We start from the raw sequence: 12,416 nt of genomic DNA, 5'->3' as shown, positions 1-12,416 counted from the left end.
TATGGGCGTACAGCTTCTGGACTGCACTCTCCGTGACGGAGGGTATGTAAATGACTGGAGATTTGGCAAGGGTGCAATTATATCCATTCTGGAAAGATTAATCCAGGCTCGTGTAGATGTGATTGAGGTTGGGTTTTTGGATGACAGAAGACCATTTGACCCAAACAGGACGATTCAGCCTAACTCAACGTGCTTTAATAAGGTCCTCTCTGGTATTGACAGAGGCAATTCCATGCTGGTGGGCATGATTGACTACGGGACATGCGCTTTGAAAAATATTTCTCCTTGCGATGAATGTGTCCTGGATGGTATTCGCCTTATTTTCAAGCAGCCTAAAATGCGTGAAGCCGTGGCATTTGGTCAAGAACTAATGAAACTCGGATACAGGGTCTTTCTACAGATGGTATCTATTACCACCTATTCAGATAGGGATATGCTGGATTTTGTCGATTTGGTCAATGAGCAACCATTTTATGCGGTTTCCATGGTTGATACATATGGTCTTCTTCACAAAGAGGAACTCATGCACTATTTCCATCTGTTAGAAAGAAATTTGAAACCTGAGATACGCATCGGCTATCACTCTCACAACAATTTCCAGCTGGCGTACGCAAACACATGTGAGGTGATTAAGCGCCGGTCAAAACATGGCATCCTTGTTGATGGGACACTCTATGGGATGGGCAAGAGTGCCGGAAATGCTCCTTTGGAACTGTTGGCGATGTATCTTAATGAGAATTATGACAAGGAATATGATATAAATCAGCTGCTGGAGGCAATTGATACCAATATTCTGCGTATCTATCATCAAAAGTACTGGGGATATAATCTGCTGTATTTTCTGTCGGCCGCAAATGATTGCCATCCTAATTACATTGACTATTTGTTGAATAAAAAGACCTTATCGGTCAAAGCCGTCAACGAGATTGTGAAGGGAATTCCCCCGGAATTAAAACTAAACTACCAGCAGACATGTATTGAACAATTATATTTTGATTATCAGAGCAGGATGATAGCTTCTGAACGGGCAATCAACGAATTAGTCGCGGGCAGGAAGCTGTTGTTACTTGGGCCTGGAAAAACACTAATCACAAAAACTGCGGATATTCAAGCTTATATACGCAATGAGCACCCACTGGTTATTTCCGTAAACTGTGTTCCGAAGCAGATACCTTTTGATGCTGTGTTTATCAGCAACGCAAAGAGATACAGTTTGCTATTGGCTGATTTTATGCAGTTGAAGGATGATGTGTCTATTATCGCGACATCCAATGTGACAGCAATAGGGAAACCGTTTGATTACGTTCTGAACTACGCGAACCTTCTTGACAGTGAACGTGTTATTGAAGACAATGCATTGACCATGTTGCTGAACGCTCTCTCCGATTGTGAGCCAGAGACTGTTACCCTGGCCGGCTTTGACGGATTTAGCCCCAAAGCGAATGAGAATTATTACGATGAGGAAATGGGGATGTCGAACAATTACCAGCGCCTATCCGATGTTAATAAGGCGATAGCCAGGAGAATTCCGTACTATAAGGCGAAAATGGAATTATCCTTTATAACGCCATCCATATATGAAAAAGGAGGATGAATATGAGATATGATGCCGTTTTCTTCGATTTGGACGGGACACTGCTTGATACGTCAGAGGGAATAACGCGGGCTACCGACTATGTGATAGAGAAGTTTTGTCTTCCCCCGCTTACTGGGGAAGAGCAGAAAAGCTTTATCGGCCCCCCCATCCAAGACTCTTTTCAGCGGCACTATGCTCTTTCGGAAGCGCAGGCATGGGAACTGGCAACGGCATGGAGAAACGTATATAAGGATCTTTATTTATTTGAGGCAATGCCGTATGAAGGAATATATGAGGCATTGCGCCTGATTCGGGAAAGCGGGATAAAAATCGGTGTGGCAACAAATAAGCGTGAAGACTATTCAAAAAGACTTCTTGAGCACTTTAACTTTACTCAACTTTTTGACTGCATCGCTGGTACAGACCTTAAGGGTGAATTAAAAAAAGCAAACGTTATCCGTATTTGTATGAGTACAGTCGGCGTTTTGGAATCCGGGAGATGCCTTATGGTAGGAGATACCGCCAATGATTTGGAGGCAGCACAAAAGGCCGGAGTATGTTTTCTAGGAGTGACATATGGGTTCGGCTTCAGAAAAAACTGTTGTAAAAAGAATATTGCATTGGCCAACAGTTGTATTGAACTGATAACAAAGATATGCGTCTGATGCATTTTGGGGATGTAGTATGAAGAAATTCAGCGCTGATTATTATCTGTATTTTTTACTGATTTTTCTATCTGTTTTTAATGACAGCTTCTTTTCAAGGCTGTTTGGCTATTTTGGAAGGCCAATCCTGTCAGTACTATTCCCGGCAATTTTTTCCCTCGCAGTGATATTGGGACGTAAAATAACTGTAGATCGGCTGGGCCGGACTCTCTTCATGCTACTGTGCTATTTGTTAGCGGTAAACTTTGTGGCAGATATAATATATGCGGCTTTTTTCAGCAAAACGATTATTGGTGACGATTATACAGCAGTCAAGTCGATAAAGGAAATGACCTTTTTCTTGTATAGCATTTTATATTATGCGTTGGTATTGACTTTCATGAAAAGGCTTACCCCCAAACAGATTTGCAAACCATTTGTTTTTACGTTCTACTTTCTGCTTTTTGTTCTGATTGTGGAAATACTGACAATGCCTACCGCATGGCCGATATTTCATTATAATAATGGTGGTTTAATTGACAGTTTAATTGACCCCTCAAGGTATTATGAAAGAGTTCGGTTGACTACTACCGAATCGTCGCTGACAGTCCCTTTGATTATAACATTTGGAACAGTTACTCTTTGGCATTATAAACAGGAACAAAATAAGCTGATGTTAATTGTTTCTGCAATGGCAATGTTGTGCTTTTTTATTACATCAAGCGCAAGAACTCTCCTGCTTTTCGCCATCATTACGATTTTGACTCTGATTATGTCATTTCTGTGTAAGAAAAAGACAAAAAAAGGAATCATTATTGCTGTCCTTATTTTGATATTATTGCCGCTTGTAGGCCTTTTAGTTGTGGGAATTGTTTATAGTGAGGTTCTTACTAAGTCGTTGGGGTCATTGACAACCAGAACGATGGAATTAATCGCTACTGTAATTCATACGGTAAAATACCCCCTTGGTGTGGGAAATGCAATTTGGGGTTTTACATTGGAAGATATACTCAAGAATACAGTTGCGTGGTTTTCAAGCAATGGGCCACGTATTGCATGGAATTATTGGGAGATAAATCAGATCATCGCGAACGGCCCTGAAGGACTGGGCGGTTCTTTTGGCATTTTGCTTTATGGACTATATTGGGGTGTTGTTGGAACTGTTGTATTTTATGTGGCGTTGATTAAGCTGTATAAAAGATACAGGACATCGCGAAGCTACAATATGCTTTTGGGGGCAGTATTTTGGGGATATATAGGGATAATGACGTTGACCGTTCCGATGAATAACTGCTTCCCGTTCTGGGCCTTTTTAGCCTATTTAAGCGCAATAAGTAGTGAACGTGAGGGCCGCTCCGTTCATTGCTAATGGGCATATCTAACAGCAAGTGTACAGGAATGATTTGGCGGTAGGTAATCACCAAAGTGGATGCTGTTGCGGAATAACCGAGAACGATTGAGAAGAGACATGATATTGTACTGTATTGGGGCCTACCAATGACAAGAAAACTGCACGGAGGGTGAGTGGAGGACATGAGCGATTATAAAAAGTATTATGGCGGAAAAATCTTGAGAAACAGCTTAATCAAAACCATACCAAAAATGTGCCTTGGCGCAGTTCTCTTTGCAAGAATAATACACAGGAAAGAGAATACCCATTATTTGTTTTGCCCACCCACTTTAGGGGATTCAATACTGGCGTTTTCTTATCTGTCTGAATTTAAAAGGCAAAGAAACATAAGCCATGTGACAGTCGTCTGCACACCAAATTATGTGCAGCGACTTTGTAATTATTTCCCTGATGCAGTTGATGATGTTTTCTGCATGAAAAAATGGAAGCTTGGAGCATTACGCGAATTTGTCGGCTCCAAACTTGGCCAATATTATTCATGCCTTTATATTGATCGCATGACATTTGTTTTCCTCACGTGTAATGCACATCTTCGCACATTATGGGATAATCCCGTAATCAGCTATCCACTGTACGCTAAGGCCATGCTATATAAAATCAGTCTTGCTTCACAACCGAAGAGACCTAAAATTCCAGAAGCTGACATATCGGATTATATAAGCAAATTCAAGCTAAAGAAAGGACGAACAGTTTTGCTTAATCCTAAGGCAAATACGGTTTGCTGTGATGTCTTAAAGTTGTTAGAGGCAACAGTTATGGAGTTGACAGCTAGAGGGTATACAGTTGTTACATTGACCGAAAACGATTTGGAACGGCCCATACGGGGTACTCAGGCTATTCCCTGCAACCTAGAAGAAGCGTTTTCTCTCGTGAGTTATGGGGGAATACTTATTGGCCTACGAAGCGGTTTTATGGATGTGATGGTCTATGCTAATTGCAAGATTATCACAATCGACGACAAAGATTACGGATTCAAGTCATTTTTCAGTTTGGAGAGACTTGGAGTCAACCCTGACTGTCATACGATAACATATGATGGCAACAATGATGCGGCAATACGGGAGATCATACAGATTTTAATGTAAGGCCTATTCGTACCAAAACAGACGGAATCGTTGGTAAGTTTCATAATAAGAATTGAAAATTTGCACAGTTTGATTGGATTATGTCACGTACAGAGAGTTCAATAAAGAATCTGATTACAGCCTTTGTTGGTCAATTTGTGGGGATTGCTATCAGTTTCATCGCACGGATTGTTTTCCTCCGCAGTCTCAACGAAGAATATCTCGGCCTCAACGGCCTTTTCAGCAATATCCTGACTATCTTCTCCCTGGTGGAGCTGGGCATTGGGCCGGCGATGAATTTTGCCCTCTATAAGCCCTTGGCGGAACACGACACGGAGAGTGTCAAGAGCCTGATGGCGTTATACCGAAAGGCATACATCGCTATCGGTTGCGCTATTGCGGTCATCGGGCTTGCTTTCACGCCTTGGTATACAATTCTTATGGATGAGGTTCCAAACATTCCAAATCTGACCCTCATCTATTGGCTATTTGCTGCCAACACGGTGGTATCCTACTTTTTCTCCTACAAGCGGGCGCTGATTATATGTGATGAAAAGCGGTACATTGCAACGATTTATCGGTATGGGTTCTACATTCTGCTGAATGTGGCCCAGATCATTGCTCTGCTCCTTACCCGGAATTATATCCTGTTCCTTGTTCTGCAGGTGCTGTTCACCCTCTTAGAGAACGTGGGCATTTCACACAAGGCGGACAAGATGTATCCATATCTTCGGGAGAAAAAAGCGGAGCCTCTACCGAAAGAGACGGTAGGAGGCATCAAAAAGAACATCGGCGCCATGGTCTTTCATAAAATCGGCGGCATGGTGGTTATGTCCACAGATAACCTGATCCTGTCCCGCTACGTTGGACTGGTGGCCGTGGGGCTTTATTCAAACTATTTCCTGATAACGGACGCACTCAATAAGGTAATCGGCCAACTTTTCGACTCGGTTATCGCCAGCGTGGGAAACCTGAACGCCTCTGAGACAGCGGAAGACAGGATAAAGCTGGAGAGAACATTTAATCGTACTTTTTTCGCTAATGCCTGGATCTATGGCTTTTGCGCCTGTTGCCTATGGGTGCTTTTCAACCCATTTATCAGCCTTTGGCTAGGAGATAGCCTCCTGTTCGATGACCTCACCGTGCTAATCGTAGTTATCAATTTTTATCTGACAGGAATGAGAAAAGCCGCTTCAACATTCCGATCAGCCACCGGCGCGTTTTACTATGACAGATATAAGCCCATAGCGGAATCAGCCATCAATATTATAGCCTCTATTATTTTGGCAAAGTGCATGGGTACGGCGGGAGTGTTTTTGGGTACAATCATAAGTACTGTTACGACTTGCATTTGGGTGGAACCCTATGTGCTTTATAAACACGTGTTCCATAAGAGCGCCAGACGGTACGCTGTAATGTTTTTGATTTACATGTCGGTGACCATTATGGCTTGTGCTTTGACATCGTTGCTGGCGGGGATGATACAGGCAGGAAACGCGTTTTGGGCATTCGTGCTGAAAGCCATTATTTGCCTTACAGTGCCGAATCTGCTGTTTTTTGCACTTTCCTTTCGGACAGACGGATTTAGGTATTTCACTGCGTTAGCCGTGCGAGTATTGCGCGGGCGAGGGGTAAAAACGCCCTCATCTGATGACGGAGAGAAAAGACAATGACCATCATCATCACCGGCGGGGCCGGGTTTATCGGCTCCAACTTCATCTTCCATATGTTCAAAGCCCACCCGGACTATCGCATCGTCTGTCTGGACAAGCTCACCTACGCGGGGAACCTATCGACTCTGGCGGCCGTCATGGACAAGTCGAACTTCCGCTTCGTCAGGACGGACATCTGCGACCGGGCGGCGGTGGACACGCTCTTCGTGGTGGAAAAGCCGGACATCGTTGTCAACTTCGCGGCGGAATCCCATGTTGACCGCAGCATTGAGGACCCCGGCATCTTTCTGCAAACCAAACTCATGTCACAGATTGCAAGGGTCCTGATATGCGCTACGCAATCGCCCCCGCAAAGATTCACACCGAGCTTTGCTGGCTGCCGGAAACAGAATTCGCAGACGGCATCGTCAAGACAATCCGCTGGTATCTGGACAACCGCCCCTGGTGGGAGGAGATCGTCAGCGGGGAGTACCAAAACTATTACCGCAAAATGTACGAGGGCAAATAGAGAAAATGACTTCCTATAGGTTGTAAAGCTCAGCGATAATGATTCCTCTCTAAATCTACGAGGAGGAACAGTAAATGAAAACTGTTGCCATGATGCCCATCAAACTTCATAACGAGAGGCTTCCAGGAAAAAACACAATGATTCTTGGAGGTAAACCCCTTCTTCAATATGTGCATATTTCGGCTACGGAGCTCCACTAGCACGGAGAAATAGCCCCGGCTTCACGGAGAAATAGCCCCACCGTCACGGCGGAGAAGTCCCCCCGGTCCCCGGCGTGTATCGAGGACCGGGTGGGAGAGTCATAGGTGTTCGTTCCTCAATTCGTAAATCATCCTCATAGCAGAGATGAAGTCCATCGGTTAGCCAGATTCGTCATAGAGAACCCATGGATTGTCAAAGAGATTTTCCCCCCGGCGGACCCAATTCCAAGCCAGTCTTCGTTCTTCCGTGGAAGCCTTTTGTTGCTCCAGGTAAGCGAGGACTTCTTGGCGGCCATGCTGTATCACTGCCATGTCACGCCTCCAGGCTCTTAAGGCCATGGCGCTCACGCATGGAGATCTTGCCGTCAATGAGGATGTCATAGGCGTTGTGGATGATGCGGTTCATAATAGCCTCGGAGATGGGACTGGCTTCCTCGGAACTGGGATTGATCCGCTCATACCACTCGCTGGTGTCGTACTGGGTGCAGAAGATGGTGGCGCCGTGGGCACAGCGGGCTTCCACAAGCTCCAGAAGGTTGTAAGACTCCTGCGGCGAAAGGCGGCGGATGAGCCACTCATCCAGGATGAGCAGATCCACCTTCCGGTAGCTTTTCACGGTGTCCTTGAGCTCACCCGCAGCCTTGGCGAGCCCCATCTCCTCCAGCAGTTCCGGGAGACGGGTATATCGGACAGTCTTGAACTTCCGGCAGGCGGCGTTGCCAAGGGCACAGGCGAGAAAGGTCTTGCCGCTGCCGGAGGCGCCCTTGAGGATGATTTGGTGCCCCTCTTCAATGTACTGGCAAGTAGCGAAACGCAGAATTTGAGCCTTGTCCAGCCGGCGGTCCTCATGGTACTCAATATCTTCAATCACAGCACCAGGGGCAGCCAGGTGAGCGTTGTGGAGACAGCGCTGCATCCGGTTCTGCTGCCGGCGGTTCCACTCCGCATCCACTAACAGGCTCAGCCGTTCCTCAAATCCCATTTGGCCATAGGCGCCTGGGTCGCTGAGCTGCCTTTCTAACTCTGCCGCCATAGCGGTGAAGCGCAAGGAAAAACTGATGCTTATTGCTATATCCGTCGGTGCCGTTACCAACCTTATATGCAATTCCGTTCTCATCCCCCGCTACGCCGAAAACGGCGCTGCCATTGCCACGGTCGTGGCGGAGACTGTCGTTGCGGTAATATCGTTTGTAAACGCATCAAAATTTTTCAATATGCGAGAGGTTTTTAAAAGCTATTGGCAATATTGGGTGGCGGCAGTTCCGATACCGGCTGGGGCAATCCTGATGCGAGCGCTGCCGCTGAACTATATAGTCAGAATTTGCCTGGTGATAACGCTGTCGACGGCAGTATATTTTAGGGTGCTGTACCTGCTGAATAATTCCTATTTTCTTGACGCTGTTCGCGTGGTAACGAAGAAGCTTCATCGAAAGGGAGACGGCTGATTTTTTATAGTGTCCTGGATGCCATGCATCCGCAACTAAAATATGCCGGCCGCTGACGACATGGCACCGAATGCTTACCGCATCGGCGGTGAATGCGGGGACGACGCGGGAGAAGAGAGTCTTACCTTATGAACGCTTGTGTGTAATCACAATTTCTACCACTGGCCTCACCTACCGGAGATTACCGGAGATTACCGGAGATTGCGATTGCCGTAAGCCCAAGCCCGGCCTCTTCCTTTGGGCGATTCGCAATCACGCCATCGATCCAGCCCAGAGCATATCTTACGGGGGCTCGGAAAGAGACAGAGCTGCGTCCATCACTGCCGGCATAATGCGATATTACTATACTGATAAGAAAGGAAGATTGCAAAATGGTAAATAAAAGCCTCTTACTTTTTTGCAGACATATTATCTGGAGATGAAGTTATATGTCAAAATGTCTAAACAGGACAGGACATGCTCCTCCTATAATTCTTCTCTGGTTCCTCACTCTTCTCTGGCTTGTCTTCTGCCTCTATCTCTCTTGGCAGACAGGGGAGGAGACGAGCCAATTCAGCCAGCTGGTTGCCCGCTTTCTACTGGATTTGCTGGGGAAGCTGGGCCTGCAGCTCGACTCACAGCAATTCCATGCGGGGCTGCGGCTGTTCGCCCACTTTGGTGTGTTCTTTGTCATGGGGCTCCTGGCTTCCGCGGCGCTTTTGGCAACTCTGGCGCAGCACCGTGGCAGAACAGTTTTTGGGATCGCAAGTATTTCCTGCGCACTCATCGCAGTGCTGGCGGAGATAGGTAAACTAGGAGTGCCAGGCCGGCATTTGCAGTGGGACGTGAGTCTCAATGTGATCGGCGCCTTGGCAGGAGTGGCAGCCGTCTATACCATTCAGCGGCTCATAAGGAGTGTCCGGCGGTGAGTGTCCGAGAAAATCTGATGAATAGGCGCTGCCGAAAACCATCCCGGCGCCGGAGGGAGGACGGAAAATGCAATGGCTGACTGCCATTTTGAGCAAAGTGTTGGCCACTTTTTTCCTCTCCATGGTGCCTGTGATTGAGCTGCGCGGCGGCCTGCCCTACGGCATTGCCCAGGGGCTGAATTACCCAATGGCACTGTTCGCGGCGATGCTCGGGAACCTGCTTCCGGTTCCATTTGTGATTGCATACATACGCCGTGTTTTCGCCTGGCTGCGGGGACACAACCCCCGGTTGGATTCAGTAATCGCTGCACTGGAGCGGAAAGCCCATCTGAAGGGAAGGGTATTCCAAAAATATGGGGCGCTCGGGCTGTGCCTGCTGGTAGCCATCCCGCTGCCCGGCACTGGCGCATGGACCGGAGCGCTGGCGGCGGCTATGCTTGATATACGAATCAGCAGGGCATTCCCGGCGATTTTCTGCGGCCTCTGTATTGCCGCAGCCATTATGACAGCTATTACTTTCGGCGTAATCCAATTTACTTGATTACTGAACGCCCCAAGCACCCGCTGGCGGAACGCTTCCACCTGCTCTCTGTTCACCGTACTGGGATTGGCATAGGCTGTCTGTACTTTTAGATAGTCCCGCTCGCTCAGTGCAGTATCAGTTTGGCTCCCTGCACTGATCAGATACTCGTTCAAGCTCTGAAGCGCTGCCAGCTTGGCGTTCCCCGTCGGATTGCTCAGCTTCCTGACCGTCCGCATATAGGAGATGTAGTCAAGCACATTGGCCCGGTACAGCTGGCCAGTTCCCCGAATGTAGCCTCATACCAGCACAGGTACTTACCCGCCGCCTGCCGGTATGCCTTCACTGTGTTCTCCGACTTGCTCTGCTCTGTCGGATAATTGCAAAACCCAACCGGCGTGATCTGTCCTCCTCAAGGCTCATAAATTATGTCGCATTGGGAGCTCGGCGAACGTAGCTAAATTATGTGGCGTCCAACATCTCAATTACGCGGGCAGGTCAAGAGGTTTGCTACATAATTGCTCTTATGGCGCATACCGGGAGGGTAGTCTGGAGCATAGTAATATAGAGCTCATTTTGGCAGATGGCTCTGCTGGGTGTATATTTCGGCTACGGAGCTCCACTAGCACGGAGAAATCCCCCGTGCAAATGCGGCTACCGAAACGAAATATACACCAGCACATCCCGGGCCTCGTTCTCCTTTATAGAGGCCTGCAAGCAGCGCTTCAAGGCCAAATATGTCCGACTCCCGGCTCTGCTCCTGGATCTGGAGATCGCCAGGACGGAGAACAACTACCGGAAGGTTTTGATGAAGTATGCCAATCCCAGGCTCCTGTTCCTGGACGAATGGCTTCTTTTGAAGCCTACGGAAACGGAACAGCACGACATCCTGGAACTCCTTCACGCCCGGCGGAAGAAGTCTTCCACAATCTTCTACTCCCAGTACCACGACAACGGCTGGTACAACCAGATCGATGGTGATAACAGTCCCCTGGCTGAGGCGCTCCTGGACAGGATTAAGCATGACGCCTACAAGATTCACATCATCCCCGCAGATCCGGCGAACTACCGTTCCATGCGGGAGGTATATGGACTGGACAAGAGCCTGAGCGAATGATTTGACGGGAGCCGCTGCTCTGCAACCAGAGCAATATCCTGCTGGGCAGCGGTTCCCAAATCACCGGAATGCTGGTTTCCAAAACGCCGGAACGGCGCTTTTCATTTTTCCGGACTGGCGGTTTCCCGGCACCGGAATACTCAGCAGGACAAGCTCCTGAGCGAGGACAAGGAGGAGAGCCCGAAGGCGGCCTCCCAGTACAGCTTCACCCGTGGGGCGGACTACCACAGGAGGGACAAGTAATGCTGATGAATCCCACTGTTTCAAAACTCTATGAGTTGCGCATGAGCGCCATGGCCAAGGCCTTCGCACAGCAGCTGGAGGATCCACAGTTCAACGAGCTGTCCTTTGAGGACCGTTTCTCCCTGCTGGTGGAAGCGGAGTGGAGCTCCAGGAAGAGCAATCATCTGCGCAGGCTCGTCAAGAAGGCCGGGTACGCCATCCCAAGCGCCTGCGTGGAGGATATCTCCTACCACGCCGGGCGTCAGTTGGACAAAGGGCTGATCCTGAAGCTGGCCTCCTGCTCCTACATAGATAGCACCAACAACGTGATCATTCTCGGGGCTACGGGGACGGGCAAGACCTATCTGGCATGTGCCCTTGGCATTGCGGCGAACAGGAAATTCTACGAGGTGAAATATGTCCGCCTCCCCGACCTGCTGGTGGAGATTGCTCTGGCGAGGAGCGATGGGACTACCGTGACGTGATGAAAAAGTATAGGAAGCCCCGAGTCCTGATCCTGGACGAGTGGCTGCTGTATCCTCTGAAGGAGACCGAGGCCAAGGACCTTTTAGAGATCATCGAGCTCCGGACCCAAACCGCCTCCACGCTCTTCTGCTCCCAGATAGACATCCCCGGCCGGCACGAGTATCTCTACGACCCAACGCTTGCCGATGCCATCTGCGACAGGATAAAGCACAACTCATATGTGATCACCTTGAAGGGCGAGCACATGCGAAAGCTCACCGCGACGGTAGACTGACCGCAAAGGGGTAACTGCTCAACTCGGGCGGTCACCCCGCTCAATCCGAGCGGCGAGCCGACTCAATCCGACGCGGTCAGAGGTGGTCAACGGGGGCGGAATATTCATTCAGCGAAAACCGAATGCGGAGTTTGACTTCCTCCGGGAACAGTTCCTTGAACTTCTGCCAGTTAAACAGCAAACTGTCCTTGAAAATACCCATTGCGGGGTGTATACTGAATCCATCCTACATACGAAAGGTTGGTATCTGTATGGCCTTAAAAACAGTCGAAGAACGCATTAAGATCATCGATGTTAGCGCCGGGCGAAAATCGCCATTCCGGGCCGGGCGAAAATCGCCAATTTTGGCCGGATGAAAATCGCCAATC

At 48.4% G+C, this 12,416-nt stretch carries 12 protein-coding genes and 1 pseudogene; 12 read left to right on the top strand and 1 reads right to left on the bottom strand.

All coding sequences use genetic code 11. From position 1 onward, the window contains the following. Nucleotide 1 precedes the first annotated feature (1 nt). From Q0Z71_RS11375 to Q0Z71_RS11350, 6 genes and pseudogenes are all read left to right on the top strand, one after another. Nucleotides 2-1,594 (top strand): aldolase catalytic domain-containing protein, encoded by a 1,593-nt coding sequence (locus Q0Z71_RS11375; protein WP_298022561.1) that lies wholly within the window; start codon nt 2-4, stop codon nt 1,592-1,594. Between the two features lie 2 nt (nt 1,595-1,596). Next, nucleotides 1,597-2,241, top strand: a complete 645-nt coding sequence (locus Q0Z71_RS11370; protein ID WP_298022559.1) for an HAD family hydrolase — start codon at nt 1,597-1,599, stop codon at nt 2,239-2,241. A 19-nt stretch (nt 2,242-2,260) separates the two neighbouring features. Continuing rightward, nucleotides 2,261-3,589 carry a hypothetical protein gene (locus tag Q0Z71_RS11365; RefSeq protein ID WP_298022558.1) on the top strand — a complete coding sequence of 443 codons (1,329 nt, stop codon included), beginning with the start codon at nt 2,261-2,263 and terminating at the stop codon, nt 3,587-3,589. Between the two features lie 164 nt (nt 3,590-3,753). Beyond that, a complete protein-coding gene (locus Q0Z71_RS11360; protein ID WP_298022556.1) occupies nt 3,754-4,716 on the top strand; it encodes a hypothetical protein in 963 nt (320 codons plus the stop codon). Nucleotides 4,717-4,796: 80 nt separating this feature from the next. Further along, nucleotides 4,797-6,368: a lipopolysaccharide biosynthesis protein gene (locus Q0Z71_RS11355; protein ID WP_298022553.1), complete on the top strand. Its 1,572-nt coding sequence runs from the start codon at nt 4,797-4,799 to the stop codon at nt 6,366-6,368. Further along, nucleotides 6,365-6,876, top strand: a pseudogene (locus tag Q0Z71_RS11350) (GDP-mannose 4,6-dehydratase). The gene Q0Z71_RS11355 and the pseudogene Q0Z71_RS11350 overlap by 4 nt, the downstream one beginning before the upstream one ends. 513 nt (nt 6,877-7,389) lie before the next feature. On the opposite strand, the gene Q0Z71_RS11345 reads toward Q0Z71_RS11350, so the two are convergent. Then, nucleotides 7,390-8,109 carry an ATP-binding protein gene (locus Q0Z71_RS11345; protein ID WP_298022551.1) on the bottom strand — a complete coding sequence of 240 codons (720 nt, stop codon included), beginning with the start codon at nt 8,107-8,109 and terminating at the stop codon, nt 7,390-7,392. Nucleotides 8,110-8,113: 4 nt separating this feature from the next. Between Q0Z71_RS11345 and Q0Z71_RS11340 the strand changes: the two genes are divergently transcribed. From Q0Z71_RS11340 to Q0Z71_RS17125, 6 genes are all read left to right on the top strand, one after another. Beyond that, nucleotides 8,114-8,521, top strand: a complete 408-nt coding sequence (locus tag Q0Z71_RS11340) for a polysaccharide biosynthesis C-terminal domain-containing protein (RefSeq protein ID WP_298022549.1) — start codon at nt 8,114-8,116, stop codon at nt 8,519-8,521. Between the two features lie 428 nt (nt 8,522-8,949). After that, nucleotides 8,950-9,429: a VanZ family protein gene (locus Q0Z71_RS11335; RefSeq protein ID WP_298022547.1), complete on the top strand. Its 480-nt coding sequence runs from the start codon at nt 8,950-8,952 to the stop codon at nt 9,427-9,429. Between the two features lie 67 nt (nt 9,430-9,496). Continuing rightward, nucleotides 9,497-9,970, top strand: a complete 474-nt coding sequence (locus tag Q0Z71_RS11330) for a small multi-drug export protein (protein ID WP_298022545.1) — start codon at nt 9,497-9,499, stop codon at nt 9,968-9,970. Nucleotides 9,971-10,532: 562 nt separating this feature from the next. Then, the gene (locus tag Q0Z71_RS11325; protein ID WP_363316707.1) at nt 10,533-11,066 is read left to right on the top strand and encodes an ATP-binding protein; all 534 of its coding nucleotides are present in this window, start codon (nt 10,533-10,535) and stop codon (nt 11,064-11,066) included. A gap of 242 nt (nt 11,067-11,308) precedes the next feature. Continuing rightward, entirely contained in the window at nt 11,309-11,773 is a 465-nt protein-coding gene (locus Q0Z71_RS17130; RefSeq protein ID WP_363316706.1) for an ATP-binding protein, read from the top strand. Next, nucleotides 11,773-12,048 carry an ATP-binding protein gene (locus tag Q0Z71_RS17125; RefSeq protein WP_363316710.1) on the top strand — a complete coding sequence of 92 codons (276 nt, stop codon included), beginning with the start codon at nt 11,773-11,775 and terminating at the stop codon, nt 12,046-12,048. Before Q0Z71_RS17130 ends, Q0Z71_RS17125 begins: the two co-directional genes overlap by 1 nt. Nucleotides 12,049-12,416: the final 368 nt, after the last annotated feature.

This window comes from uncultured Dysosmobacter sp. (assembly GCF_947631635.1).
Lineage (GTDB): Bacteria > Bacillota > Clostridia > Oscillospirales > Oscillospiraceae > Oscillibacter.
This window is presented reverse-complemented; position numbering and strand designations above follow the sequence as displayed.